The sequence below is a fragment of the Arthrobacter oryzae genome (assembly GCF_031454875.1).
GTDB lineage: Bacteria > Actinomycetota > Actinomycetes > Actinomycetales > Micrococcaceae > Arthrobacter > Arthrobacter oryzae_D.
On record NZ_JAVDRQ010000009.1, the window covers coordinates 129,505 to 155,952 of the forward strand.

The following is a 26,448-nucleotide window of genomic DNA, read 5'->3' on the forward strand; positions in this document are numbered from 1 at the left end:
CCGTGCTCTCTGGTCAAGGGGAGGACAAGCGTAGCGTCGATGAAGAATTGGCAGCGGCGTCAGCGCACCGATGTGCAGGGTCACGTGACACAGGCATCGGTTTGTTGAAAGGGGAGAGATGGCTGGGTGGAATGCTGATACGGCGGCCGGATTCCTCCCGTGTTTTGCGTCTAGCTCCCGGTGCGATGTCGCATTTGGCCGCTGGCCGGCGCTTCTCCATTCCGTATCCGGCTGGAGTACACCTCAACCAGGCGCCAGGCAGGTGGCCTGAGGTCGTCCGACTAGGGTTGGGGTCTTCCTTTCTGACCAGTGGCAGACAAACAAACTCTCACGCCTAACGCAACAAATTCCAGATGAGCCCCACAAGGTTCCAAGACGTCATGCCGCCCCGCTCCCCCGCCTCCATGAACCACCAGAAGCAACTTCGCTGTTTGTCATTCTGATCCCCATCATCGCTGGGCGGGTCCTTCGCGCAACCAGGGCGCTGTGCGCCGGGCTCGATTTAAAGTGTCGTTCGGCGCTCCTCTGTCGCTTATTTCCTCTCGAAACTTTGGAGCGCTCCCGGTTCCCCAAGTTGCCCTCCGGACCCTAAACCCAGCGGTGACTCCATGTATCAGGACGACGCACAAATCTGACAGACACATCCGGTGCCCGCCAGTCGCTGAAGGAGAAGGAACATGGAACCGCTCACCATCAAAACCCCAGCCGACGTCCTCAGTTTCGTCGGGCACACCCTCGGGTTCTGGCCCCAGGAAAGTCTCGTCTGCATCACCCTGGACGCCAACCGCGTCGGCGCAACACTCAGAGTCGACCTCCCCAACCGCGAAGGCGGACTCAGATACGCCCGCACAGTGGCTGACTACCTCGCCCACGACACCAGCGCCGCCAGCGTCCTCTTCGCCGTGTACACCTCCGAGCCCCAGAAATCCGGGCAACCCAAACCGCACGCAGCAACCATCGCAGCACTGACTTGCGCACTGGCCGAACGCGGCATGACCATCCGCGACGGACTCCTCGTCGGAGACACCACCGTATCCCCCTACGATGGCGACCCCCAGGACGGACTATCACTGCCGCTGAACGCGACCCAGTCCAGCCAAATCAACGCCGAATTCGTCTACCGCGGCAGCACCATCGCACCGACAAACCACATCACCCTGCCAGCATCCACAAAAGAAGGCCGCACAGCAGACGCCGTCGACGACCGCGTGAAAGCCATCCACACGATGAACGCGGGCGAAGCCCTCGAGCAAGCCAGAACACTCTGGGACGGCATGCTGGACGCGATCTCCTACCCCAACGACGATCAGACCATCAAACTGATTGCCAACTTCCAGGCACCCGCCATCCGCGACCAACTCATGGCCGACATCCCGGGAATCGACGAACCGATGGACCGGGTACTCCTGGCCCAAACCCACGGCGGGCCACAATGGTCCCGGGTCGAATGGGCACAGCAACTGCTCCTCCACGCGTACACCCACAGCAGCACCAGACACTCCGCGCCCATCCTCACCGCCATCGCCTTCGTCAATTGGTGGGAAGGCCGAGGCAGCAAAGCCCACCAGTTCCTGCAACTCGCCCTCGAAGCCGACCCCGCCTACCAACTGGCCAGGCTCAGCGACCTCATGATCGGCTCCGGAATGGTCGCCGGCTGGAACATGGACAAAGACCGGGCCTTCCGGCCCCGGGGCCTCGAAGCCTCGTAGCCCCGCAGTCATAGGGACACGGACGACGACGGGACGCTCCGGAGCCAGCCCTCCACCGCCGCGTCCCAGCCGTCCGGGTCGGAATTCCATTCCTGCGTATGCTCCGCGGAGGGGAACGTGAGTAGCGTTGCCAACTCGGGGCGCCGGCTGACGAATTCGCGGGAAATGGCAAACGGCGTCGAGCGGTCCCCTTCATTGTGGATGACAAGAATGGGGACACTGAGTTCGTCCGCTCGGGCCAAGAAGTCCAGGGCAAGAAAGTCCAAGGGAGCGTCCAAGCCCGTGACCCAGCGCGCTCCGGCTGAACCCAGCATCTGCAGTCCGAGCCGGGCAACCCAGCTGGGAAGCCCACTGGACCGGGCGTTGGCCACCAGGGTGCTGCCCCAGTCGATAACGGGAGCATTGAGCACGAGCCGGGAAATGACGTGCCTAGCCCCGGAAGATGCTGCCAGCTGAAGGGCGATGGAGGCACCGAGGGACCAGCCGAAAAGAACTATCTGGCGCGCACCCTGGCCCACGGCATACGACACCGCTGCTTCAACGTCGTGCCATTCGGTCTGCCCCAGGTGATACCGGCCGTCCGCGGAAGCAGGCGCATCCCGGTCGTTCCGGAGCGAAACAACCAAGGACGTGTATCCCAGTCGGTCCGCAACAGGCACGCCGCGGAGTGCGCCTGCTTTCGAACCGCCCAAGCCATGAATATGGATGGCCCAAGTGGAAGAGTCCCCGGACGGCTGCGCCGGTGGGAACTGCCAGGCGGGCGCCATGCCGTTCTCGACTGGCACCTGAACGTCAGAGTATGGCAGCCCCAGCGGTTCCGGCGTCGCATAGACGTACCCGCTCCAAATGCCGGCCTTGGCAGTCATGAGATCGCCGGAGTCAACTCGTTCAACGCGGCGGGTTACCGTCCCGGCCGCATCGTCACAGGAGACGATCTCTCCGATACAGGCATGCCCTGTGCCGTTGGCAAACCAGATGCTGTAGCGGCCTGGTGCCGTGGTCCGCGCCGATGCCGGCAACTCCACCATCAACATTTCGTCGGCGCCGTGGAGCACACGACGGATTTCCAGATCTTCTTTCCGCAACGTCTTTGGCACCACAACTTCCCGAGCAAAATAGGCCGCCGCGAGGATGGCGGCAGCGCCGGTAATGCCACAGCCTATGGCCAGGGCTATGGCGGCCCTACGCATCGGCGTCGTCCTCGGGAGCTTTCAAGCGTTCGTCTATGGCCTTGCGTAGGCGCAGTAGGGTCTCCGGAGAAATCCCTTGCAGTTGTCTTGCAGCGAAGTTCCTCACGCGGTTTTCCCGCAGGGTGCGGAGTAGTTCGAGCTGTGCCTCCACCAAGTCGGGTACCTCGCCGTCGTCGTCCAAGAGGTATCCGGGGTCAACGCCGAAGAATTCGGCGAGGTTCCTCAAAAGCTGCGGGTCGGTGGCCAGAGAACTGTCGCCGGCACGCATGTAGGCCCAGCGGGAGCGGGACAACGGCGTTCCGCGGTCGGACATGTGCTTGCTTATCTGCGGATATGTCAGGGGCGCTGAACCCTGGGCCTCAAAAAGATCCAGGAGGAGATTCAGCTTCCGCGCGAGTTTCGCCTGCGGCTGTTCGGGGATCCCAGCGTCGCTGTCGGTCACGGAGTAGCGTCCCCTTTCCGTGAAAGCCTCAGTGGCCGAACCCTGGATGCTGCCAACCGGGCACCCAGATGCTGTTCCGCTTCTCGGAGAACATCCAAATCATTCTGACTCAGAAATCGGGCTAGGTGCGGGTCCACGAACAGTGCGTCCTGGATCTCCACCAACATCCGATGCAGCCGGCGCTTGGGGGCGTCGTGGCGGTCGATCGCAGTTTGAGCCAAGTCCAGTCGGATCTCCGATCGCTCTGACGTGATTCTGTCCCACGGTCCAGACAGTCGTTCGACGAGGACAGCCGCAGCACGGGCATCCGATCTCCGCTCCAGCCGACGTGCCACAGGAGGCAAGGCCAAGCCCACGCAGAGGAAAACCATGGCGCCCACCAACGCGGCGTCATAGACGTAGGAGAGACGCGTCATGGCATCAAGCTGCCCCATGAGATGAAGAACGTCCATTCCCAGCACGGCCAGGACCAGCACCACAGCCAGAGCGCAGCCCACGCCGATGAATACAAAAGCGACGCGGAAGTATGACCTCGCCATCTCGCCGCGGAACCTGAAACAGGTTAAGCCGGTGATGGCCACCACCGCCCCGATGTAGAGGAACTGGACACTTGAGTAGACGGCCGCCGGCCACTGGCTTCCAAAGTCCCTCATGAAGGAGGTGGAACTCCGCGGAGCATCAACCAGGCTGAAGCTGACAATCAGGGCCACAACCACAATTGCGAGCACCAAAAGCCCTGCTCTGTTGTGGATTCGCACCGTTTCGCTGACATCGGCGGCCCGCAGGATCGCCCGGGAGAGGAAGTAGATACCCATAACCATGAAGATATTGGCAACGAGATCCAGCAGATTGCGGCTCCCGAGTACTTGGTCCCCCGCATTGTAGATTCGGTCAACGTTGAGCGTGAGTGCAGTGGCGATGGTTACGGCCGCCACCAGGATGCTCTTGTCTTTGCGCCGCTTCAAATCCGGCAGGAGGCACAGCGCCAGACACCAGATTACGGCTGCGGAAATTTCCTGGATCATCCGAAGATCCGTTCAAACGACCGCGGTTCGAGGCTGCTGTCCCGGATTGCAGCGGCAAGAAGATCCGCCAAGGTTTCGGCAGCCGCCTCGATATGGTCCAGGAAGTCACTTCGCCCCAGGATCCGCGACACCTTCTCGCCGGAGAGGTTCGGAAACAGCGTCTCCGCGTAGTTCGAGGACACCACCAGCTCGTCATGGCGTAGCACCATATGGCCCAGTTCGTGAAGGATGAACTGCTGGCGATGTAGTGCCGACGGCGTCGGCGCGTGCAGGATTATCTCCGTGCTGTCCGTGGACAGCCACAAACCGCAGACCGATCCTCCGTTTAGGGACTCGGAAACGTCGACCTCAATCCGCCGGTGCCGAAGGATCTCAACATTCGATATCAGCCGTTCCAACGAAAGATGGCTCGGCAGATTGAGTGCGAGGAAACCTTCTGCCGCGCACCGCGCCGGCGAATAGTTGGCGGAAACTGTGCCGTCCATCGGAACCCCATCCCGCGGCCGCTGACTTGTGCCCGTACGGTCGCCATCTGATTTGTCGGTCCGCTCGCCTGGGACCATCAAGAGTCACGTCAGTTCCATTGAACGCTCCTGCTCTGGACATGTCCAGAGCAGGCCAAACTTCTGACAATTCCGGCACATAGTCCAGCCGTCAATGGACATGATCCGCCGACGTCTGACAAACTCTGGTCACCTTCAGAAGTCGGCTGCACCGTCAGAAGCCATCACGTCGGTGACCTCGTGGTTCAAGCGCTCATGCCGTTTAGTTTGATGGACGCCGACTGGTTACACCGCGCTTGACCGCCAGGCGATCATGATCCCAAAGGTCATTATCGAGGCCGCAAACATGACTGTCGCCTCGCGGAACTACAAAAGCACAGGGCCACGGCAACTCGTCGGTATCGGCGTCATCGCCAGTCCGCAGGATCGCGCTCGGTACGAGGGCAGCCGCTAAACCAGAGGCAGGAAGGGCCGGCATGACCCGGTCCTTCCTGCCTCTTTGCCTCTGCCAAACGAGGGCTTTGATCGTCCTAATCACTGACTTTTCAGTCAGATCGATGGGGATGGTTGGCACCTTCCCCGATTGGAGTCAGTCATGTCATCTGCCGCGCACATTTATTTGCTGTCTGGCGACCAGAAGATGATCTTGCGGCGGGCAATGCGGACTATCAGGTTGAGCACGATGCCGAGCGCCGAGAGGATGATGAGGAGAGCAAAGACCGCAGCCGTTTCGAGCCGTGCCTGTGCTTGGAGGATCATCACGCCGAGACCGTGTTGGGCGCCGACAAACTCGGCAACGATCGCTCCGATCATCGAGTTGGCGACTGCCAGTTCCAGCCCGCTGAAGATGCTCGGCAGGGCAGCCGGTATGAGGAGTTTCATGCGGATCTGGGAGCGGGAAGCGCCGTTGGCTTCAAAGAGTCCGATCTGGTCCCTATCTACTCCACGGATGCCGTGGATGGTGTTGACGAGCACCGGGAAGAACGCCAGAAGGACCACGACAACAACTTTGGACGGCATCCCGAACCCGAACCAGATGACAAAGAGCGGCGCAAGCGCCACCTTTGGTATCGACTCGATGGCCACGATATATGGAAAGACAACGGCGTAGGCGGAGGGGAACTGTGCCAGGACGATTGCCCCGAAGAGTCCGATAACTATGCCAATGACGAGTCCGGTGAGCACTTCGCTAAGCGTTGTGCCGGCGTTGCTCATGTAGAGCGGAAATGACACGGGATCGGTAAGAGCCTTGATGACGTCGGTGAGCGGTGGAATCACGAAGCTCGGCGTCTTCAGCAATCCAGGGAGGAACTGCCAGGCTGCGAGAAAGACGAGCAGGAGCAAGCTGGCTCCGACGTTTCTGATGACACGCTGATCGGGTCCGCTTGATTTGGCTACCGAAGTGGATGGCCTCGCCGCTTGGGCAGGTTTGATTGCTTGACTCATACCGTCACCTCAAAGTATTTGCGTATCCCTGAACTAATACGGGCAAATTCGCTGGAACCGAGCAAATCCAGAGTTCGCTCTTTGCCGAAGGGGATGTCGATGATGTCGATGATTCTGCCTGGACGGGGGCCCATGACGATGACCCGTTCGGAGAGGAAAACCGCTTCCGGGATGCTGTGGGTGATCAGCACGACGGTTTTGGCTGTATCGCGCCAGATACGGTTTACTTCCACATTCAACGCGTCCCTCGTCATAGCATCGAGTGCCCCGAAGGGTTCATCCATGAGGAGGACGTCCGGGTTGTGAACCAGAGCCCGGCAGATGGCGGCGCGCTGCTGCATTCCCCCGGAGAGCTCGTCGGGGTGTTTCTGGCTGAAATCCTCAAGCCCCACTTTTGCGAGGAGCGCAGTTACAGCCTCCCGATCCGTCGGAGTGACCTTCCGGTGAAGTTCGATCGGAAGGAGGACGTTGTCTTCGATGTTCCTCCAGGGAAGCAGGGTCGGTTTCTGGAAGACGACGCCGACGTCTCCGCGGGGTTTCGTGATGGGCGCACCCGCGATCGACGCTTCCCCCGACGTGTGGTCCTCCAGGCCGGCGAGGATCTTCAGGAGTGTGGTCTTACCGCATCCGCTCGGGCCTAGGAGTGAGACGAACTCGCCTTTGCCGATGGTGAGGTTGACGTCCGAGAGTGCATGGACGTCCCCCGTTTTCGTGGGAAATACTTTGTTCAGTCCGGAAATGTCGATCAGTGTCTGGCTCATAGCGTGATCCCGTAGACGTCGCAAAGGTTCTGATGCATCACTCGCTCAGCAAGCCACCCTGCCTGGCGAACGCTCCATAAGCCGGTGCTGGTTCCGCTGTTCAGGGCAGCATCAAGGGCGACGCGTGCACGCCGGGTTGCCGCGACATGCAGTTCCGGAGACCCTGTATCGGTCCCGAACATGACCTTGTTGGCCGGGAGGACCTCCAGCCATTCCTGCAGCATCCTGTGCAGGGAGTGCTGCTGGAGGTACGGCATCCAGGAGAAGTCCACGAAGACATTTCCCCGTGCCTGCGACAGCGCTGCCAGAATTGATGAGTACGGGTAGCCGCCGTGGATCAGGATCACGCGCAGCTGGTTCAGCCGGGGAGTGTCCAGGAAACGCTCAAGGTTGAGCGGGTTGGCGTTGGCTAGTTTCAGTCCGGGTTCTGAATGACCCATGCCGGTATGGATCTGCAGGGGCATGCCGAGGGAAGATGCATGGGCGGCGACTTCATAGGCCATGAAGTCGGCCAAGATCTTGTGCGACGCCGCATCAGGCCGCTCTGCGGATGAGGCCATTGCTGCGTATGCCAGGCGGGCCTCGTTCAGGGAGACGGGCTCGAAGCTCAGCGTGCGGACATATGCTGATGCGATTTTGACGCCCACAAACCCCTCCTGCCGGCGCCGGGACAACGAGTCAAGGACGAACGTGAGGTAGTCATCAAAATTGGTTGGAAGCTCGCTCAGCCCTCCGAGCCTCAGTTGATCATCAAGCACCGCGGAAAAGATCCGTTGGAATCTTGGAGTGTCTGCCCCGCGTTCCGTGTAGGCCGGATGGCCGAACGGGAAGAAGTACGGATCGATCCGCGCGATTCCCTTGTATCGGCTGTGGGGCCACACCGTGTGGTCGATGGAAGGGATGTCCGTTAGCACCGCGACGGTGTCGGACGCGTGCAGGGCCTGGTCATACAGGCCCAGAAAGTCATCCCGACGTCGGTTTCTGCTGATCGTTGCCATTTCATCTCGGGTCCTGCTGCCGTAGAGGGACTCACAGCCCTCGGCTAGCGATGACGCATGAACAGTTGTTGACTGGAAACGGATGCTCTCCTGGACGAGTTCTTCGATCCGGAACTTCTCGGCGATGCGCGTCGCGGTTTCGTGGTCACGAGCAACCGTAGCCGCCATGTAGGCGATGTACTCCTCATGAGGCATGTTGGCTTCCACGTGGCCCATCGCGTACTCGCGTTCGTAACCGTCGAAACCGTGGATATCCTCGCCGGGGCGGACGTACGCTGCATGTGAATGGTGATCAAATGCCGGCACCCCAGCGGTGTAAGTGAGCTCGGTCATGATGGTTTACTCGCCTTTCCAGTTGTTTGCGTCCGCGACAACTTTTTCGGAATCAAAGTCGTTGTACTTCTCCACCAATGCGTTGGTGTAGAGGTCGGAGGGATCCAGCGGGGCGGAAATGATGTCCGCCGAAAGTGCAAAGTCAGTCCAGGCGGCCACGGCCGCGGGCTCGTATTTGCCCCAGGACTTCTGCGCACTCGGGTCATCTGCCGTCAAGAGCTTCACACGCCTCTCGACGCTTACCAGGTCCGACTTGAGCTGGTCATCGACACTCTTGCCGGCCGTCACCGTCTGGGGGTAGGCCTTGTAGAGGATCCTCAGGGCCGCCTCCGGGTTGGTCGAGGTAAACAGCGTGGCCTTCGCCATGGCCCGGCCGAAGCCAGCCGCTGCCTTTTCGTGGTCTTTCACGAAGCCGGGTGTGGAGAAAAAGGTCGTGGAAAAGAGGGTTTCGACATCCGGGATGGTGAAGTACCTTAACTTGTTCCCGTTGGCTTCGAATGCGGCGTACTCCGTGTCCCACAATGAGAGTGCATCCACGTTTCCGGACTTCAGTGCCTGCAGAGCGGCCGCGCCCGTTCCGACTGCGAGGTTCTTGAAGTCGGCATCAGGCTTGAGTCCTGCGCTGTTGAGGATGCCGTTGGACAGCAGAAGATTGCTGATTCCGAGATTCGCTTGGCCGATGACCGCACCCTTGAAATCGCCCAGGGATTTCTTGTCACTTTCGTCAAGGACTGCGATGGAGCCGGTCTGCTTCCTGATGTAGTTGTACATCAACACGACGTCGCCGGCAGGGCCGCCCTTGGTTTTGGCCTGCATCAGTGGTTCAGGTGGAGTGCTTCCTATTTCGAGTGAACCTGAAGACACTCCCTGGATAATGGATGCCGAATCACTGGTGTTGATGATTTCAACCTCGAGCCCTTCTTCTTTGAAGTAACCCAGGTGTTCGGCAACTGCCAGCGGTGAGTTGTTGGCTCCCATGATTGTCGGCAATCCGAAACGAATCTTCTCGGTGCCTTCGCTGGAGCTGGTACCGCAACCGGCCAGGGCGCCGGCCATAAGTGCTATTGCGGCGGCACTGGCAGCCAGCCGCTTTGATATGGGAAAGGCGGGAATCTTCTGCACAACTTCTCCTTGCTTAGAGTTAAGTGTTGTAGCTTTCAGCCGCGGGTTGGCCGGAAGGGGGCGTGACCACCCAGAGGGCCTCACCGACCGTGTCGCCGGTATTGGTAAGCATGTGGGGCGTGGACGTGCGGTAATCGACGCTGTCTCCCTGTTCCAGATCGAACTCATCATCCTGGAGTCTGAACCGGAATGAGCCACGCAGGATGACGACAATTTCATGGGAGTCACCGTGGGTATAGTTCGGATCTCCCACGGTTTCCCCTGGCTCGTACTCCGAGACCAGAACTTCCACATCCCGGATGGGCGGCTGCGTGATCCCGAAGTGCCTCACAGCGGTGCTCGAGGCGAGTTTGGGCCGGTCCGCCTTCTTCAGGACCCGTCCGTGCACGGGCTTGGCCTCAAACAGCTCCATCCACTGAATCCCGAAAGTATCGGCCAAAGCCCTCACCGTCTGCAGACTCGCGTTCGCTTGGCCGTTTTCAATCTGGCTGATGAATCCGGCACTGACGCCTGCCAACCGCGCCAGCTCCCTCATGGAGAGCCCCCGCATCTTACGGAACTCCCGTACTCGGCGGCCCAGCAGTAAAGCGTCAGTAGTTTCCATCCGATGATCCAATCTGTTGCAGTAAACATAGCGTTTACTGCGGACGAACACAATGTTTATTTTGGAAAGCTGACTGGCGCTGCAACGCAAGCTGTCCTCTCAGCGATGGCCTAACGCAGTCGGCGGAGGCCGGAAATGTTCATTCCAGCGGTTCCCAGGTGGAAACAGGATCCGCGGGATGTCGCGTAACCTGGCTCTCCCGTAAGTTATCCAAACTCTCGCCACGATCACCGGTCACAACTACACCATTCGGTACGGTTCCAGGCATGGACATTGGCTACGCGCGAGAGTTTCGACGGCGAAACAAATATCTGGCCCGGCAGCTGGACGCCGCCCGGGGCGGCCTCGGGCATCAACAACGAACACATCTTCGTGGACAAGGATGCGGGCCACCACCGCCCGCGCTGGACCCTAGGAACACTGACCCACGCGCGGGACGCTGATGTCCTGATCGTGCGCGCCCTGGTCCGGCTTGGCCGCACAGTCCGGGACACCCTAAATATGGTCCACGAACTCAAAGAGCGCGGCGTGGGTCCATACTGGCCCTGTTCGGGCAGATGGAACCAACCGGACTCCTCGAAATGCAATATCAATTCGAGCAGCCATTCATCGCAGCAAAAACCCGGACAGGCTAGGCATCACAGCAACCCCATCAATGAGGCCATCGCCGAAACACCCCGGGCGTACAGCCTTGGCAGGTCGGCGCCGGCGCTACCACGCCCAACATTCCGGACTTGGTGTCAGGCCCGAAAATCGTCGTCACTTGGCTCGGATCAGACCCATCGCGGCCACGCGTGCATAGCGCTCCCTTGAGAACTCTCTTGCGTCCGTCGGCGACGGCCGTTCGTCTCCCCGCTGCTAACCCCTCCCTCCACCCTCACCCCCTCACCCCCTCACACCTCTGGCATCCAAGGCATTCGCCGTGAGCGCGGACTCACGGCAAGTCATGTCGTAACCAGAGCCATCAAAGATGAACCAACGTGAGCGGAAAGATGTGCGGGGAATGTGGCGAGAGCTTCGCGCCGTCGCGCTCGTCTCAGCGCTTCTGTTCCACGCGCTGTGCCAACAGACAACGCGATCGACGACGGCGGCGCGCAGCTACCGCAATGGGCCCGGTTCCCGCTGCGGCAGTTCGTCGCCGGGGTTTCGATTTGGAGTCTGGCCCAATGGAGACCCACCGTACGGCACGGGTACGGCTAGCTGCTGATCTGGCCAGCAGCCGACAAGGCCAAGATTCCCTCCGCCAACAAATCCGAGCTCAAGCTCTGGACATCGAGCGACTTGAAGCCGAGACCGCCGAACAGCGCGAAGTCATTCGGAACCTCCGTGCCGACCTGGCACGACTCCAAAATATCCAGCAAACCGATGCCCACGACCTGGTCCACCTCGCCGGCAGGCTACTGGCCTTGACTCAAGCCACCGACGTCGAGCTCCACGACAGCACCAAGACACTCTTCCGCCGTCGAGGCTGGACGGCCACCAAACGGAACCCAGAAACCCAAAGCCAATGACCATGTCCATCGCCCGGCTCTCCGCTCAGTCGGGCCTGAAGTATCTCTTCAAGACCACCATGATGGACGATCTGACAATCACCCCCGCCGACGCGACCACGTACTACATGAAAGCCGGAACACCGCAGGGCCGCTGGCTCGGGTCCGGCGTGCTCGGCATCAACCGGACCGCCGGAGACGTCGTCACGGAATCGGACGCCAAGGCAATCTTCGATCACGCTACCCACCCGGACACCGGCGAAACTCTGGGCCGCCCCCACGGCCAACCCACCATCGTGCAAAACAGCCAGGGCCGCACAGAGACGCGGCACGCCGTCGTCGGCTTTGACCTGACTTTCAGCGTCCCCAAATCCGTCTCCGTCCTCTGGGCGCTGAGCCCCCGCGGGCTCCAGAACGAAATGCTCCAAACGCACCACGACGCCGTCAGCGCCACCCTGCAATGGCTGGAAACCTACGTCATCCACACGAGGGCCGGCCGGAACGGTGTCGCCCACCTCGGCACCCGTGGAGCTCTCGCTGCTGCCTTCGATCACTGGGAGTCGCGGGCCGGGGATCCGCAGCTCCATACGCACATGGTCATCGCCAACCGCATCCAGCGCGTCACGGACGGCGCATGGGTCACGCTCGATTCGCGGACACTGTACAAGGCGGCGGTGGCCGCCAGCGAGCACTACAACGGGCTCCTCTTCGACGCCCTCCACCGGAACCTCGGCACCGATACGGATGTCCGAGTGCCGGCCGCGAACACGCACAACCCCAGCCAGCAACTGACCGGCGTCGACGATGCGCTGATCCGCGAATTCTCCAACCGTTCGCGTCTCATCGATCTCGAAACCAACCGACTGGTGGCCGAATGGACCGCGAGTCACGGCACTCCCCCAACCGCCACAACCACCATCAAGCTCCGCCAGCAGGCAACACTTTCCACCCGGACCGTCAAGTCCGAACTAGTCGCGCCGCTCCACCAGCTTGCAAAGCAATGGCGGGCACGCGCTGTGGCGAAAGGCTTCGAGCCCCGAGACGTCCTCGCCAACGCAATCCGGCGGTCCCGGACAGCGCCTTTCCGCACCGGTGATTTCACCCCAGAGTGGGTGGCCGCCGTGGGGTCACTGACCCGCGAGCGCGTCGCCACGAAGCGCGCCACCTGGAACCGGTGGAACCTGCTGGCCGAAGCCGAACGTGTCTGCGCCGAAATCCGCTGCCACACACCGGCGGACCGCCACACCATGATCGGCGCCGTCGCCACTGCTGCCGAAGACCAGTCTGTCCCACTCAATGAGTACCGATACACCCTCCCCGCCAACGCCCAGGCCGATCTCCGCTTCGCAGACCACAGCATCTTCGACTTCCACGGCTCCCGTCTCTACACTGACGCGTCCACTCTCGCCAACGAGGATGTCGTCCTGGGAGCAAGGAACGACGACGGCGGCCCGGCAATGAGCGCCGCCGTCGCCATGGAGTCACTGGCGAGCTACAAACACGGTGGTCGGCTCGATCTGCACAGCGACCAACGCGCGGCTGCTGCAAAGCTGCTGCTCAGCGGTAACCGGCTCGACGCCGTCGTCGGTCCTGCCGGAACCGGCAAGACGACAACCCTCGGCGCGGTCAAGGCCGCCTGGGAAGCTGCGTTCGGCGCCGGTACCGTAGTCGGATTGGCGCCGGCGGCGGCGAGCGCCCAGGTCCTTGGTCGGGAGCTTGCCCTAGCCACGGAGAATGTAGCCAAGTGGCTCTACGAATCTGTCGGTCAGGGCGCCGGCAACCGGGCTGCACAGTTCTTCGACACCGAGCAACGGCTAACCAACCAGGGGGCCGCCTTGGGACCCTACGCCACTCGCCTCGCCCAGAAAGCCACACGGCTTGCCGCGGAACAGGACCGGTGGCGTTTTCACTCCAACCAGCTGGTCATCGTCGACGAGGCTTCCATGGTGTCCACCCTGCAGCTGTCCGCACTGGTACAGCAGGCCCGGGATGCCGGAGCCAAGGTGCTCCTGGTGGGAGACCCGGGGCAATTGGACGCCATCGACGCCGGCGGTGTCCTCGGCTGGCTGGACCGGCAAGGCAAGACGGTGCGGCTGAACACGATTTGGCGGTTCAAGGAGGCTTGGGAGCAAGACGCCTCGCTGAAGCTTCGTGCCGGGGACTTCGGTGCCATTGCTGACTACGACAGCCACGGGCGCATTGAACACGGGGTCCACCTCGACATGGTCGACCAGGCGTACCTCAGATGGCAGGCCGACATACACGCCGGCAAGTCGTCCATTCTCATCGCAGCGGACAATGACACGGTTGGCATGCTCAACCAGCGCGCCCAGGCCGACCGCGTGGTCCAAGGCGCCGTGGATCCGGAAGACTCGGTACCGCTCAGCGACGGACTTCATGCCGGCACTGGCGACACTGTCATTGCCCGCCAGAATGACCGCGCTGTAACCGACAGCGGCGGTGACTTCATCCGGAACGGAACCATGCTCGACGTCGTCCGCACAGGCAGGCGCGACGGCTCGCTGACCGCGGTTCGCCGCGACACCGGCGCAACGATTAGCTTGAGCCGTGACTACGTTGAGGCTTCCGTTGAGCTGGGTTATGCGACGACGGCCCACCGCTCGCAGGGCGTCACCGTGGACAGCGGCCATACGGTGGTGACACAAGGCCGGCTTACCCGTGAGCTGTTGTACGTGAGCATGACGCGGGGACGCGCTGGAAACCACGCGTATGTCAGCGAGAACGATCCCTTGGATGACGAGCCCATGGATCCCGTTTTGCAACCCTCGTGGCGCCAGATCCTGGGCGAGGTCCTTGCCGCCGAAGGTGCCGAACGGACGGCTCACGAAGTCCGTGATGCCGAGCAGTCGAAAGCGGACAGCCTGGAGCGTCTCAGTGCTGAGTACGAGTACCTCGCACAGCTGGCAACGGTTGAGGATCTGACGGACTTCCTTGAGGCGGACTCACCGGGCAGGGCCTCGGAGCTTCAGACATCGCCCTCGTGGGGTGCGGCTGTAGCTGCATGGCGCAGATCAGTTGGCATCAGCCGACCGAGCGCCCAACGGGTTGTCGCTGCCGCGCTGGATACGAGCGCATCCGCTCACGACACAACTGCCGTCGTCCACACCCGGCTCCGGCAGTTCCTGTCCACTATGCCCGCGGCTGGCATTGATCCCTTGACCGAGGAACTCGGCACCGCTCGTCCCGACCTTGCCAACATGATCACCCAGGTGCGGGAGCGGATCCAGCACAGGATGGACCACGTCACCATGGCCGCGATGGTGGGCGACGCCGAATGGAAACGGAACCTCCTTGAGGCCTTGGGACCGTTCGTCACTCAAGAGGAGACAACAAGTGTGCTTCGCCGAATTGGCATCTACAGGGACCGGTGGGGCATCGACGATTCGCCCCTGGTTCTGGGGCCAGTTCCTGCAGATTACGAGTGGGAGCAAAGGGCGCAGCGTGTAAATATCGATCGACTCATTGAGCAAGCAGGTGTCTCCGCCCCCAGCCCTGTGGACTCTCCCACATGGACTGATGACCCGGTGCTCTGGGAAAACCGCCTTATCAATGTCGGCTGGCAACTCTAAACTGGTCGGGAAGGTAATCCATGGATGCGAACCCAGTCCTGAAGCCGAAACTTGCAACGCCTGCTTTGATCCTGAGCAGCGTGGCAATCGTTGCGTGCGTCGTCTATCTCGCCGGGACCGTGGCCGCCAACGGGCCGGCCAACTTGTTCTTGCTACTGACCGGGGCCATGGCACTCCTCGCGGCCGCAGCCGCCGGGGCGGTCTGGTCGGCCCGAGCACGTAGGCGGCGTTCATGGATGGCTGACGCTAAGGAAAAGTGGCATCACTTTGATGACATGAAGCGAAGCAGTGGCACCACGGCGGAGGTTACAGTTCTGAGCGTTGACGCACTTGAACCCACGGGCTCTTGGATCACCATCAAGTGGAACCGCTTCGACTACGTTCAGCGCGCATGGATCGAAGCTCTGCCGGAGCCGATCTGGCCTGGATCGGTACTGCTTATCTCACCGGATCCGGCACAAGTCCGGCCAGGCGCACCATGGCCGGCAACCTATTACATACGGGCTTCAAATTCCCTGGCCTGGGCACCGGGCAGCAAGGCTTGATCAAGGCCGGAGCCCAAACTTCGGGACGAGGAACGACTTGAACCGTCAGGATTCTCCTCGTGCTCAGGGCTACGGGCTAAGGCCCCCAGCTAGCCAAATGCACTCGATTCGTGGGTCAGGTATGTATTGAGCCGGCGGCAGTGCGAGAGTGCAGACTTTAGCGTCGCCATCGTCGGTGATTCATCCATGCCGTGTACTGGATCGTTAGGCTATACCCGCCTTAGTGATCGTCTCACTCGTAATGAAAAGGTCATCAGTTCGATTCTGATAGGAGGCTCGGGATAGACCCCCTAGAAACCAAGGTTTTTGGGGGGTCTTTTCGCTGGCTATTGACAAATCCACCTTCCTGAGAGTTCCCCGCATTTCCTGTCGTTTCCCTGCGTGTTCGTCACTTTTTCGTCACCGGCCCGACCAGCAAGATTGGGCCATGGATCGCATCGAGGATGTCTTTGAAGCCGCTGCCAGCCGAAGCCTACGAGGCACTGGCAGATGCCCTGGCCAAAATTTACTGGCATAAGTTGGCCCTGCAACGCTATGTTCAGCTTTGTCTTCGTGATGCTCCAGACCTTCTGAGTGGGCTCCCCTTCGACGACACAAAGCGCGCCGTTGCTCATGAACTCGTCGACCGCCTTGCTGCCAAAGAGCTCAAGTACCGAGACTTCACGCTCTCCCTCATGTTGGAGATCGGCGCCATCCACGATTTCCCGAATGTCCGCGCTGCCAAGGACCGCCCAGAACTTCTCGTGGCAGCAAAGGATGCAGTCGCAAGGCTCGCCAGGATCGTCACCCCGCTTGCAGCCGACAACATTGAGGCCCGCAGGATGCAGGCCGAGGCGGAGGACTATCGAGCCAGGGCACTACTTCGTCAGCGCGCCGCCCAGGACTTAGCCGCTCTGAAACAGGAGTTCCTGGACCTTCATGCTGAGTCGAATCATCAAAGACGGGGCATTCAATTTGAGAAACTTCTCACTCGCCTATTCGACTCCTACGATCTTGAGCCTCGGATGGGTTACATCGTGGACTCCGACCAGATCGATGGAGCCATTAGCTTCGATAGCGACGACTACATAGTTGAGGCGAAGTGGACGGCGACACCCGTCGAGAGGTCGACCGCTGACGTGTTTGCGGCGAAAGTCATGCGTGCTGGCAAAAATGGGTTGGGCCTGTTCGTGAGTACAAGCGGCTTTTCTGCTGGATTCAAGGAGACGTACTCGCGATCTACGCCGTTCGTTACCATCGACGGAGTTGACCTATTCACCGTTCTTGATGGCAGGTTTAGGTTGGATGATCTGCTTCGCGCCAAGAAGCGGCATGCTAACGAAACAGGCAACTGCTTCCTACCGGTTGGCGAGCTGACATAGAACTAGGTGCCATGCCCAAGCTATAGCCCGCGACAGGGGTCTGTGGCGGCACTAAAAGCGCGAAACTTATTCACGTGCCTACCTTGCGCCCATCCTGATTCCTACGCGGCCTTGGAGGCGGCCTGTGAAGCCTTGCACGCCGCCTCCAAGCACGCCCTGGCCCCCATGATGCTGTCACGCGCTTTCCCCCCCGATACTGTTTACCTATGAAGACACCTTGGGGGACAGCTGTTGGATGGACCGGTACGCGCGACGAAATCGCAGCAATGTACGGGGGAACCATCTACGGAGGGATGGAGACACCCACAACATCACCGAATGTATTGATTTTCTCGGATCCTAAGGTTGGCCGTGAAAATGGCTATGAATTCGATGGTTGGTCAACGGATGGCGAAATTTTCTCGTACACGGGGATGGGCCGGATCGGCCCCCAAAAGATGCAAAAAGGGAATCTCCAGACTCGGGATCACAAATCGCTAGCAAAAGCGCTTCGGCTCTTTGGCGTCGTGGGTAGAACGCCGGGCAGTGGCGGATTGACACGCATTTACCTTGGCCAATTTGAGATTGACGACAACCATCCCTACTCGATTGAGGACGCTCCGGGTACTGATGGCGTTATGCGGACAGTGTTCGTATTTCATCTCAGGCCCGTCGGACAGGTATTGAAGCGTCCCGAGGACGTGAGTACCAAGAGCCTCACACCTACAGCTGCCGGGTCGGCCACGGAGGTGCCAATGGAAAACCACGCCACCGAGTCCTTTGAACAGCCGGCCTCCGCGGCAACAATTGCTCAGAAACGTGAGCTGTCCCTTGTGAACTCCTTTCGAGGCCTGCTGGAGTCGAGGGGAAGTGAAGTAAACCGTCACAAGGTCTATCCCAAAGGCAGCAGCACCCCACTCTTCACTGACGTTCATGACAAGACAAACGGCGTGCTTTACGAGGCGAAGGCTGATGCGACGCGGAATAGTGTTAGGGCCGGCCTGGGTCAGTTGCTCGACTACCGCCGTTACGTTACCAACAAGCGCTGCCGCTTATTGCTGCCTGCAAGGCCTCAAGAGGACCTACTTAACCTGCTCGTTGAATACGACGTGGATGCAGTTTGGAGGGAAGGGGAAGGACAGTCCTTCTTTATCTTCACCGGCAAAGACACGCACGCCTTCTGAAACAAGGGCCAGGATTCTCTCCAGCTGCCGAGACGGCTGCACTGCAAAATACCTTTGCCGAAAGATCAGGAACAAATGAGGACGATCAACTACCCTAGCTACCGCAGTCACGAGAAACAACGCATTCAAACAAACGACACCATGATGGGCCTGCTTGTCGGGTCCAAGTTAGCTGCGGCCACGCTAGAGCTAACAGCTGGGTCCACCGTGACGCTTTCCAAAATGTTTCCCACAGTTGAACACATCCGTCGATTTGACCATGTGGCTGATACGGCTCGCGACGTTCTCTCTGACGCCGAGCCCCTGCTCGGAATAATGGCGGTGCCGTTCGTATTGGGACTTCACGAGGACCTTATTGTCGGGATGCTCAAGATGGTAAACGCGGAGGCCAACATGAGGGTCCCCGGTCTTGACGGCGCTAAGGCCAGCAATATGCATTCAAAGTTCGAGTCATCCACGGGCGCCAAGTTCCCTCCGGAGCTAACAGAGCTGTTCCACCTTGTTCGGGTCATGCGCAACACGCACATCCACAATGGTGGACGTGCAGACAATGTTCTCCGAAACCGCGCCTCTACAATCTCTGCGCAGGCAAAGACTACGTGGACACAAATAACTGGCCACGCGGCCCCCATCTTTTCGAGCGGCGACGACGTGCGGCTCGGTCTGCCTGAGCTCATTGGTTCCCTCGCCGTGACCAAGCGCCTTGCGGATGAGGCGAATATCGTCCTGCAAACAGCGCTCGCCCGCCAAACGTGGCTCAAAATTTTGAAGGAAGACTGGCTTACATCTGTAGCGTTCAAGGGCAACCCGCAGCAACGTCTAAAGAGCCTCGGTGGCTTCGCCCGAATGTACTACGCGCCCCTCAACTTCACTAAGACAGAAATTGAAACCATCGCTTAAACAAATAATGGCCCGAAGAACGGGCCACTATTTGTTAATGCACATAATTTAATTTAAAGCGAGGGCTTTGCCACTGACCTAAGCCACCAAGGACTCTGGCCATTTAAGCTACGAGACGAACTCGCCTGGACTCGAACCGGATCTCCCCGTTCTGTGAAACGATTGGTCGCGAACCAGCGGCACCAGAAGTGCTCGTTCCTAAACAGACTTGACAAACCCTATCACACAATCCGCTCCGCGCCGGAACCGTGTCGTCGCTACCGACTGAGATACCGGTACAGCGTGGCAACTGATACTCCAACTGCATCCGCGACCTCCTTAGGACTCATGACTCCAGCGGCGTGCAATTCCTTCGCCCGTGCCACCTTGGGGCTGTCGAGCAGCAGGGGCCGGCCGCCAACGCGGCCGCGGGCACGTGCCGATGCAAGGCCGATGTTTGTTCTCTCGCGGAGCAAATCTCGTTCATACTCCGCCAGCGGTCCGAAGATTCCCAGCATCAGCTTCGCCTGGGCCTTGTTCCCGTCTGTGCTGAGCATCGGGTTGTCGAGCACACGTACACCAATCCCCTGTTCCCCAAGCTCCTGGAACAGTTGCACCAGGTTCCCCAGTGACCGCCCCAGGCGGTCCAGCTTGGCGACCACCAGCGTGTCACCGTCCCGCAACGACGCCAGGCACTTTCAAATCCGGGACGGCGGGCCCTGGCTCCACTTACCCCGTGATCCGTAAACAGATGCCTCGCGTCATCCTTCACTCCAGCGGCCGTCAGCGCGTCACGCTGGCCGTCCGTGTTCTGATCTGCCGTGCTGACTCGCATGTACCCAACTAGGGCCATCCCCTCGCCCTACTCTCATTTACTCAATGAATTTCGGTGTTATGAGAATTAGTTTATGCGAAGGGTTATGAGGACACAACTTCCCTTAATTTCCGGGGACCAGTGTCATTTTCCGAAGTCGTCTGCACGGAATGTTCGGAGTCCTCTGCACAACTCCGGCGCTGCCCGTGGTCAACCGAGCAACCAATCCGTCCCTTGGAATGAGCCACCAAGAACGTCACGGCCAGTAATGGCGAATGGGAGCGGATGGGGACGTCGCTTTGATACTCATTGTCGGCTGCACCCAGACGGCTGCACCCTTCGATGCCGTTTCGAAAAACCAATTTTGAGATAAGGAGGGGGCTGCGGTGACAAAGGCTCGCGGGATGAGTAGAAACCCAGACTCAGGGGTAGACAGGTGCCGGGGTCCGTGCTCTACTGGCGTTCGGAGGGCGTGGTGGCGGGGGCCGTTTTCCTATCCAGATATGCGAGTCCAAGATATGGCGGTGGCACTGATGATGGAAAATGAGCCGCGCGGCACGGGTAACACGGCCCAGACCCGGTTGGATGAACCAGGATTGGCATCGCACCTTGCTCGGCTCTCCCGAGACCAAGAGAGAAGATCGGCGGAGGTGATCATCCCACGAGTACTTCAGGTTGAGGCTAATGCCGACGTCGGCGGCACTCCACCGGCTGGAACAGTCATGTTGGTATTCGAGCGTCGAGGTGAAGGATTCTTGAATGCTTTGGAGAAGTGCCTAGCTGCACAAGACTCCAACGGCCTTAAGGAAATCTATGAGCAGAGACGAAAGGAAGTTGCAGAGCGCGCTCCGATGTCCACGGAGCAGGCCATCGATTTACTAATCGATCTTCCTGCATACTTTGACTTTGAGTATGGAACTAAGCTGCTAGCTGTAGGTGCTGGGCTGCCTACGAACGTAGGATTCGGTACACTCCTTTTCCCCACAAATGGCGGAGACCTAACGGATGCCGAGTTTAGAGTGCGCCAATACACTCAGATGCAAGTTGATACGCGATCAGATATGGACTACCTGATCGTTAAGCGTGCCGCCCACCTTTCTGAATTGGAGCGGAGCGTACTAGCTGCAGTCCCGCCTGACAAAACGTATCGAAATATTACTGCCGGCGGTCCAGTCCACTTACTCCCTGCAATCCTCCTTGAGGTTGCAATTATGACAGTTCTAGGCACTCTTTGCCTTCAACTCGAGCAGGAGATGGTTAGCGCCAAACTGAATAAGGAGCAAGTAGATCGACTCGGCGCAGATGCTTCAGCACGAGAACTTCTGGCAATGCGCCGGGAAATCTACGAAAGAATGTGACGCCAGAGAACGAGCTGTGAGACTCGCCATGCTGGTTCTGGTCACTGCATTCGTACTTGCGCTCTGGTTTGTCACGACATTGATCGCCGCGCTTCCACTTAAGAAGCCTTTGCGGCCGGCATCAGCATTGCTAGCGCCAATAATTCCTTCATGGAGCTTCTTCGCTCCGGAACCAGGTGTTATTGATTTTCATATACTTGTGCGAGATGTTTCCCCTAATGGCCACGTCACGCCGTGGCACGAAGTATGCTCGCATAAAAATCGGGTGTGGTATGACTTCGTATGGAATCCCGGACAGCGACAAAGAAAAGCGCTATTTGATGTTTCTCAGGAATTGACCGCTATTGCATCTTCGTCCGCTTTTCGTGAGTCGCCAAACACAATTGAACTGACGGTGCCGTACCTGACGATTCTGAACTATGTGTCTGAGTTGGGGCGGACTCCATTCGCTAGCAGGAGACAATTTGTCATAGTATCCACGTCACGGAGAAACCCGGATCCAGCCGTGCTATTTGTGTCGGGACTGCATTCAATAGATGGCGTCTCACTCGTTTTGTGGGATCAGTGAATGTGGCAACTCCAGAGCGCAATTAGTCCGTGCTTTCAGGTCCTTCTAATTGTGACTATAGTCGCGTCTCTTGGTGCGATCATAATAGCGGGGGAGGACTTAAAATATTCTCAGCCTTTTAGGAATTCCGGTCTTTTGAGTTGGGAGACCTCCAGAAATAGAAAATACTGGATGGTTCGGGGAGCGTCAGGATTCCTGATCAACATCATCATGGCCTTCGGCCATTTCCGGAAGTTGGTCTATTTGCGCCTGGTAGCCGGCGCTGTCACCCTCGTCGGTGCTGCCAGCGGGCATCTATTTACACTTCCTATTTTTGTTCTTTTTGTGACCCTTCTGGTCCTGAGCGTAAGAAGCCCCTACGGTTTGGACGGGTCACATCAAATGTACCTGGTGATCTTTGGGGCTCTAACCTTTGCCAGCTTTGATCCCCAGTCGATAGTCGCCGTCATTGCGCTAGGTTTCATTGCTGCACAATCTCTTTTAGCGTATGCGGTTTCAGGGTTCTACAAGTTAGTATCAAAAACGTGGCGCTCTGGCGATGCGCTCATTGGGATCATGAGCACGCAGTCGTATGGCAGCGATAGAATTTATCGTTTGCTGCAGCGTCACCCCATGATTGCACGCTTGTCGTGCTGGGGAGTAATTGCACTTGAGTGCAGCTTTCCGTTATTAGCACTGGCCGGCCCACCTTATGTCTATCTGGTGCTGAGTGGTGCCCTCATCTTTCATATAGGAACGGCTGCCGTCATGAGATTGAACGGCTTTCTCTTTGCTTTCGCGGCTGCCCTCCCCGCAGTTTTGTTCTCGAGTTCGCTCCTAAATCACATCGCTGCGGCGTTGTTCGTGGCGACCGCCTAACCGGTGGCCGCGTGCGAGAGTGAATTCAGGTCGGAACCAAAACCCTTGAGAGTAGAGAGCTACCTGTCTTGGCCTCCTGGGCGCCCACTGTCAGCGGTCGCCCAAGGATCGGTGTCTTGGGGGGATTTGGGCCCTTGGCAGGGTTACGTTTGAGCGTCCACAGGGTCCTATTCACCAACAGAGTCAGCGCGATAGTAGCGGCGTGAAGGGTTCGATCTCGTGGCCATCCGCGGCGTAGACACTTCAATGGTGCGGATTTGTGCGTTGGCAGGGTTAGGTTTGAGCGTCCACAGGGTCCTATTCACCAGTCTCGCGCCTACGGAAGAGCTCATCGGGTATACGAACCGGCTCCTCAGGAGGAAGCTGCTCGCGTTTTCTTGGCGACGTCCATTCAAGGACTTGGTCGACCCAGTCCGCAGCCGGTGCCAACCACGGAGGAACCCAGCCAGACGGTGTGCCACAACCCCCTGCGTACTTCGTGACGCTGCGTAGCGGGAGTCCCAATTCTGTTCGATGGGCATTCTCCGCAACGGTGGCGAGATACTCGCTAGTCTGAATCCCGTGGATGTGGTGCGACACGTGGGCAAGCTCGTGCCCGAGTATTATCCAGGAGTAATTCGCGATCGTTTGCCAGCGGTTGGCATATACGTAGTAACCCTTCCCGAAGCAGTTTCCCGCATCGATCCATGCCACCCACAGGGGAGGATTTGCAGGAGACGAGCCGGTAGCGCCTCCTCCTCTGTCATGGATCGCAACCCCCAATCCCGGTACAACAAATGTCGACGGGACCGGGATGATCACAACATCTTCAGAGACGTTTATCATTTCCTGAATCCGAGCCACGCCAGCGGGTGCTGACCCACTTATGGAAGTCACCTTCCAGACTGGCTCGTTGTGCAAAGTGGTGAACTCGGCGGAAGGTGACCCGCCTGCAAGGAATGCCAAGTCGAAGTTCACCGCACCTTGGAAATAGAGAGTCACGTTTCTCGGCCTCCTAGTACCAACTGTCAGTCGGTCGTCCAAGGATAGCTCTGAGCTCCGTGGGCAGCCAGAGCTGCCCGTTGGCACAGCATGCATCCCCCATCGGTCCCGGGAGTGAATGGGCCCGCAGGGCCGGTCGGAGATCCCCATTATCTGTGTTCCAGTTCCTAGGAAGTGGAACGCCCGAGGTTGGGGTCTTCGAAGAGTTGCGACACGCCACGACATTTCGTTCCAAAACTATCTTCTTTTTGACGTCCCCTGCGGCGCGTGCAGGATAAGTATCGGTACAGTGGTGCCATGGAAATTGGGTACGCCCGCGTCTCGACCGCGAAACAGGACCTCGACCGGCAGATAGAAGCACTACGCGGCGAGGGCATCCCTCCCCGGCACATCTACGTGGACAAGAAGTCCGGATCCACCACAAACCGGCCCGGACTTCATGAAGCACTCGACCAGGCCCGCGAGGGGGACGTGATCGTGGTGCATACCCTGGATCGGCTGGGCCGCACCGTCCGGGACACTCTGAACCTCATCCACGACCTGGCAGGCCGCGGCGTCGGAGTCCGGAACCTGGCTGACCCGATCCGGGTTGACTCCGCCAATCCGGAGGATCCCATGTCGCAGTTGGCGGTCGTGATGCTCGCACTCTTCGGCCAGATGGAACGAACCTACGCGATCGAACGCGCAGCCCACGCGCGTGCTGTTGCTTCTGCTAAGGGAAAAAGGATCGGCCGGCCCAGCGTGGTCGATCCAGCGAAGCTCGCCTACGCCGCACACCTTCGTGACCAGGAGGATCAGTCCATCTCCGAGATCGTCAAAGCCACGGGTATCACCCGCTCCAGCCTCTACCGTTATCTGCCACCTCGTCCACTAGAGACGTTGACCGCCGAGAACCAGCAGAACGCCTAAAGAGCCCAGCGTTCGTGGCGGTTCGTGCAGGCGACTTCAGACAGAGTGATGTTTGGTGCACGCGACTTCGAACAAAAACGACGGCTGGTGCAGACGACTTCGAGCACCTCCGTGTCAGGAGTCGCCTGCACAAGTCCCGTACTTCCGCGGGATCCAGTGCAGACGCCTTCTGAAACTGACAACCAGCCACCCCGCGGCCGACTGGCATTCTCACGCTCAAGTAACGATCGTTTTTGAGAATCGGAATCGGTAGGGTGAGCCATGAGCACATCGAGGGAAACCGCACACCAAAATTGAAACGGCTTCTGTGGACCGGTTTCTCGCTCTTCTGGGTCGCGATGATCGGATCATCACTCACAAGGAATTGGATCGGCTTCTGGCCCTCCATGGTCATCTTTGGCTTGCTCATAGTCGCTGTAATGACGCCCCTAGCTGTCGCTGCAAGGCGTGAACGCAACGAGATGGAGTTGCGCGCACCTCCAGACCCCCCGGATGCAAATGCCTAACCATCGTTTTGAGAAGATAAAATTGCCCAGAGCTGGAGTCGGCGGGCGGGAAGGGCGCGCAGCCCGACATGTGCCGGTGCTTCCACAATCCAGAACTCGGCACTGCTTGGAAGCCGTGCACCCTTGATGACTATGATCATTCGAATGAGCGATGAAGCAGAGCCTGAAACCGAAAATGCTAACGAAGTTGTGGAAAAGTCGGCCCGTGAGCACGAACTACTGACCTTTCTACGCCAGGACCTGGTTGAGATCGCGTCAGAGTATGAACGGATCTTCGCGAGGGCGACGGAGGATCCCGGCACCGCAGGCGATGAGGGTGAAGAAAATTGGGCGGGGCTTCTTCGCGCATGGTTGCCTGAATCGTACAAAATCGTGACCAAGGGGCGGGTGCTTGGAATTGACGGCCGAGCAAGCCCTCAAATCGATCTGTTGGTGCTGCGGCCTGGTTACCCGTCTCGTCTTTTGAACAAGAAGGTTTACCTTGTCCACGGAGTAGCCGCAGCCTTCGAATGCAAGACGACGTTGAAGAGCCACCACCTTCGCGAAGCTGCCGCTACCGCGGTGGTTCTGCGAAGCCTTTCGGGTGAGCGGACGTCCTCCCCCTACCGGGAACTGACGGGTACTCCCACGTACGGGATTCTTGCCCATAGCCATTCCTGGAAGGGAAAGGCCTCCACCCCAATAGGAAACGTTGATGGCGTTCTTCGCGAACTGCACAAAGCAGCTGAGCACCCCCGTAACTTGGTGGACCTTGTCTGTGTGGCCGATCTTGCTTGTTGGACGCTGACGAAAATTCCGTATCTGGGGCGCGCTCTGTTCGGTAATGAGTGGCCAACCTACCGTGACATCTACGGGTTTGGTGAGGAGGGTGGCGCCAGCACCAGCTACTCACGACCTGGGCCTGAATCCGACATGTCAAAATCTAACCCCGTCGCGGCTGCAATCGCGACGATCCTGCAACAGTTGGCTTGGGAGGATCCCTCGACTCGCCCGCTGGCAGATTACTTTCGACTGGCCGGTCTAGGGGGTTCATCAGAAGGCGAGATGCGCCACTGGCCCTTGCATGCAATTTACAGCGCGGATGTGGCCGCGAGCCTGGAGCGAGGTGGCACATGGCGGGACGCCTCCGGGTGGAACGAATGGGGCCAGCACCTTCCCTGAATCACTTTGGTGGTGCTGCAGGAACCGCCCCTTCGGGTGACTGAATGTCTCGCCTGCACAGGTCAGGTGGGGGGTAACCCCTTAAGGCATGTCCGCCGTCTCCCGGTCGTGATAGCGGCTCCCTGCTTGAAC

22 protein-coding genes and 1 pseudogene are annotated in these 26,448 nt (G+C 59.3%); 10 read left to right on the plus strand and 13 right to left on the minus strand.

The features are described 5' to 3' along the window. The first annotated feature begins 677 nt into the window (after positions 1 to 677). Positions 678 to 1,709 carry a DUF4192 domain-containing protein gene (locus tag J2805_RS16840; RefSeq protein WP_309978231.1) on the plus strand — a complete coding sequence of 344 codons (1,032 nt, stop codon included), beginning with the start codon at positions 678 to 680 and terminating at the stop codon, positions 1,707 to 1,709. 8 nt (positions 1,710 to 1,717) lie between these two features. On the opposite strand, the gene J2805_RS16845 is transcribed toward J2805_RS16840, so the two are convergent. The 9 genes from J2805_RS16845 to J2805_RS16885 all read right to left on the minus strand — a co-directional run bounded on the left by J2805_RS16845 (position 1,718) and on the right by J2805_RS16885 (position 10,133). Continuing rightward, positions 1,718 to 2,899, minus strand: coding sequence for an alpha/beta hydrolase (locus J2805_RS16845; RefSeq protein WP_309978233.1), 1,182 nt, complete (start codon positions 2,897 to 2,899; stop codon positions 1,718 to 1,720). Then, positions 2,892 to 3,341, minus strand: coding sequence for a hypothetical protein (locus tag J2805_RS16850; protein ID WP_309978235.1), 450 nt, complete (start codon positions 3,339 to 3,341; stop codon positions 2,892 to 2,894). Before J2805_RS16850 ends, J2805_RS16845 begins: the two co-directional genes overlap by 8 nt. Beyond that, a complete protein-coding gene (locus tag J2805_RS16855; protein WP_309978238.1) occupies positions 3,338 to 4,366 on the minus strand; it encodes a hypothetical protein in 1,029 nt (342 codons plus the stop codon). Before J2805_RS16855 ends, J2805_RS16850 begins: the two co-directional genes overlap by 4 nt. Next, complete coding sequence (locus J2805_RS16860; protein WP_309978239.1) at positions 4,363 to 4,851, minus strand: hypothetical protein; 489 nt, start codon at positions 4,849 to 4,851, stop codon at positions 4,363 to 4,365. Before J2805_RS16860 ends, J2805_RS16855 begins: the two co-directional genes overlap by 4 nt. Positions 4,852 to 5,484: 633 nt before the next feature. Further along, complete coding sequence (locus J2805_RS16865) at positions 5,485 to 6,213, minus strand: ABC transporter permease (RefSeq protein ID WP_309978242.1); 729 nt, start codon at positions 6,211 to 6,213, stop codon at positions 5,485 to 5,487. A gap of 98 nt (positions 6,214 to 6,311) precedes the next feature. After that, complete coding sequence (locus tag J2805_RS16870; protein WP_309978244.1) at positions 6,312 to 7,076, minus strand: ABC transporter ATP-binding protein; 765 nt, start codon at positions 7,074 to 7,076, stop codon at positions 6,312 to 6,314. Beyond that, positions 7,073 to 8,407 carry an amidohydrolase family protein gene (locus J2805_RS16875; protein WP_309978247.1) on the minus strand — a complete coding sequence of 445 codons (1,335 nt, stop codon included), beginning with the start codon at positions 8,405 to 8,407 and terminating at the stop codon, positions 7,073 to 7,075. The genes J2805_RS16870 and J2805_RS16875 overlap by 4 nt, the downstream gene beginning before the upstream one ends. A 6-nt stretch (positions 8,408 to 8,413) precedes the next feature. After that, positions 8,414 to 9,529 carry an ABC transporter substrate-binding protein gene (locus J2805_RS16880; RefSeq protein WP_309978248.1) on the minus strand — a complete coding sequence of 372 codons (1,116 nt, stop codon included), beginning with the start codon at positions 9,527 to 9,529 and terminating at the stop codon, positions 8,414 to 8,416. A gap of 19 nt (positions 9,530 to 9,548) precedes the next feature. Beyond that, positions 9,549 to 10,133: a helix-turn-helix domain-containing protein gene (locus J2805_RS16885; RefSeq protein ID WP_309978472.1), complete on the minus strand. Its 585-nt coding sequence runs from the start codon at positions 10,131 to 10,133 to the stop codon at positions 9,549 to 9,551. Between the two features lie 372 nt (positions 10,134 to 10,505). Here J2805_RS16885 and J2805_RS23935 point away from each other — a divergent pair, with 372 nt between their 5' ends. Next, positions 10,506 to 10,946 carry a recombinase family protein gene (locus tag J2805_RS23935; protein ID WP_396134401.1) on the plus strand — a complete coding sequence of 147 codons (441 nt, stop codon included), beginning with the start codon at positions 10,506 to 10,508 and terminating at the stop codon, positions 10,944 to 10,946. A gap of 383 nt (positions 10,947 to 11,329) precedes the next feature. On the opposite strand, the gene J2805_RS16890 is transcribed toward J2805_RS23935, so the two are convergent. Then, entirely contained in the window at positions 11,330 to 11,506 is a 177-nt protein-coding gene (locus J2805_RS16890) for a hypothetical protein (protein ID WP_309978251.1), read from the minus strand. 134 nt (positions 11,507 to 11,640) lie between these two features. Here J2805_RS16890 and mobF point away from each other — a divergent pair, with 134 nt between their 5' ends. From mobF to J2805_RS16910, 4 genes are all read left to right on the plus strand, one after another. Beyond that, on the plus strand, positions 11,641 to 15,213 hold the full coding sequence (gene mobF / locus J2805_RS16895) for a MobF family relaxase (RefSeq protein ID WP_309978253.1): 3,573 nt from the start codon (positions 11,641 to 11,643) through the stop codon (positions 15,211 to 15,213). Positions 15,214 to 16,201: 988 nt separating this feature from the next. Continuing rightward, positions 16,202 to 17,119 (plus strand): restriction endonuclease, encoded by a 918-nt coding sequence (locus J2805_RS16900; RefSeq protein WP_309978254.1) that lies wholly within the window; start codon positions 16,202 to 16,204, stop codon positions 17,117 to 17,119. A 206-nt stretch (positions 17,120 to 17,325) separates the two neighbouring features. Then, positions 17,326 to 18,282 (plus strand): hypothetical protein, encoded by a 957-nt coding sequence (locus J2805_RS16905; protein WP_309978256.1) that lies wholly within the window; start codon positions 17,326 to 17,328, stop codon positions 18,280 to 18,282. Positions 18,283 to 18,357: 75 nt separating this feature from the next. After that, positions 18,358 to 19,182 (plus strand): hypothetical protein, encoded by an 825-nt coding sequence (locus J2805_RS16910; RefSeq protein ID WP_309978258.1) that lies wholly within the window; start codon positions 18,358 to 18,360, stop codon positions 19,180 to 19,182. Positions 19,183 to 19,439: 257 nt separating this feature from the next. On the opposite strand, the gene J2805_RS23940 is transcribed toward J2805_RS16910, so the two are convergent. After that, positions 19,440 to 19,547, minus strand: coding sequence for a helix-turn-helix domain-containing protein (locus J2805_RS23940; protein WP_396134402.1), 108 nt, complete (start codon positions 19,545 to 19,547; stop codon positions 19,440 to 19,442). A gap of 96 nt (positions 19,548 to 19,643) precedes the next feature. Then, a pseudogene (locus tag J2805_RS23945) lies at positions 19,644 to 20,014 on the minus strand (recombinase family protein); the annotation flags it as partial. A 485-nt stretch (positions 20,015 to 20,499) separates the two neighbouring features. Here J2805_RS23945 and J2805_RS16920 point away from each other — a divergent pair. Beyond that, the gene (locus J2805_RS16920) at positions 20,500 to 21,333 is read left to right on the plus strand and encodes a hypothetical protein (RefSeq protein ID WP_309978260.1); all 834 of its coding nucleotides are present in this window, start codon (positions 20,500 to 20,502) and stop codon (positions 21,331 to 21,333) included. 739 nt (positions 21,334 to 22,072) lie between these two features. Further along, positions 22,073 to 22,759 (plus strand): hypothetical protein, encoded by a 687-nt coding sequence (locus J2805_RS16925; protein ID WP_309978262.1) that lies wholly within the window; start codon positions 22,073 to 22,075, stop codon positions 22,757 to 22,759. A 297-nt stretch (positions 22,760 to 23,056) separates the two neighbouring features. Here the strand turns inward: J2805_RS16925 and J2805_RS16930 are convergent, their stop codons facing one another. Further along, on the minus strand, positions 23,057 to 23,740 hold the full coding sequence (locus J2805_RS16930) for a hypothetical protein (protein WP_309978264.1): 684 nt from the start codon (positions 23,738 to 23,740) through the stop codon (positions 23,057 to 23,059). Positions 23,741 to 24,037: 297 nt separating this feature from the next. Between J2805_RS16930 and J2805_RS16935 the strand changes: the two genes are divergently transcribed. Beyond that, positions 24,038 to 24,649, plus strand: a complete 612-nt coding sequence (locus J2805_RS16935) for a recombinase family protein (protein ID WP_309978265.1) — start codon at positions 24,038 to 24,040, stop codon at positions 24,647 to 24,649. Between the two features lie 650 nt (positions 24,650 to 25,299). Further along, on the plus strand, positions 25,300 to 26,316 hold the full coding sequence (locus J2805_RS16940; RefSeq protein WP_309978267.1) for a DUF6602 domain-containing protein: 1,017 nt from the start codon (positions 25,300 to 25,302) through the stop codon (positions 26,314 to 26,316). Positions 26,317 to 26,448 lie beyond the last annotated feature (132 nt).

Excerpts from the sequence above, each read along its gene's own strand:
- J2805_RS16855 (WP_309978238.1), bottom strand. The coding sequence starts at position 4,366 with ATGATCCAGGAAATTTCCGCAGCCGTAATCTGGTGTCTGGCGCTGTGC.
- J2805_RS16860 (WP_309978239.1), bottom strand. The coding sequence starts at position 4,851 with ATGGACGGCACAGTTTCCGCCAACTATTCGCCGGCGCGGTGCGCGGCA.
- J2805_RS16870 (WP_309978244.1), bottom strand. The coding sequence starts at position 7,076 with ATGAGCCAGACACTGATCGACATTTCCGGACTGAACAAAGTATTTCCC.
- J2805_RS16900 (WP_309978254.1), top strand. The coding sequence starts at position 16,202 with ATGTCTTTGAAGCCGCTGCCAGCCGAAGCCTACGAGGCACTGGCAGAT.
- J2805_RS16840 (WP_309978231.1), top strand. The coding sequence starts at position 678 with ATGGAACCGCTCACCATCAAAACCCCAGCCGACGTCCTCAGTTTCGTC.
- J2805_RS16875 (WP_309978247.1), bottom strand. The coding sequence starts at position 8,407 with ATGACCGAGCTCACTTACACCGCTGGGGTGCCGGCATTTGATCACCAT.
- J2805_RS16905 (WP_309978256.1), top strand. The coding sequence starts at position 17,326 with ATGAAGACACCTTGGGGGACAGCTGTTGGATGGACCGGTACGCGCGAC.
- J2805_RS16935 (WP_309978265.1), top strand. The coding sequence starts at position 24,038 with ATGGAAATTGGGTACGCCCGCGTCTCGACCGCGAAACAGGACCTCGAC.
- J2805_RS16845 (WP_309978233.1), bottom strand. The coding sequence starts at position 2,899 with ATGCGTAGGGCCGCCATAGCCCTGGCCATAGGCTGTGGCATTACCGGC.
- J2805_RS16925 (WP_309978262.1), top strand. The coding sequence starts at position 22,073 with ATGGTTCGGGGAGCGTCAGGATTCCTGATCAACATCATCATGGCCTTC.
- J2805_RS16885 (WP_309978472.1), bottom strand. The coding sequence starts at position 10,133 with ATGGAAACTACTGACGCTTTACTGCTGGGCCGCCGAGTACGGGAGTTC.
- mobF (WP_309978253.1), top strand. The coding sequence starts at position 11,641 with ATGACCATGTCCATCGCCCGGCTCTCCGCTCAGTCGGGCCTGAAGTAT.
- J2805_RS16910 (WP_309978258.1), top strand. The coding sequence starts at position 18,358 with ATGAGGACGATCAACTACCCTAGCTACCGCAGTCACGAGAAACAACGC.
- J2805_RS16940 (WP_309978267.1), top strand. The coding sequence starts at position 25,300 with ATGAGCGATGAAGCAGAGCCTGAAACCGAAAATGCTAACGAAGTTGTG.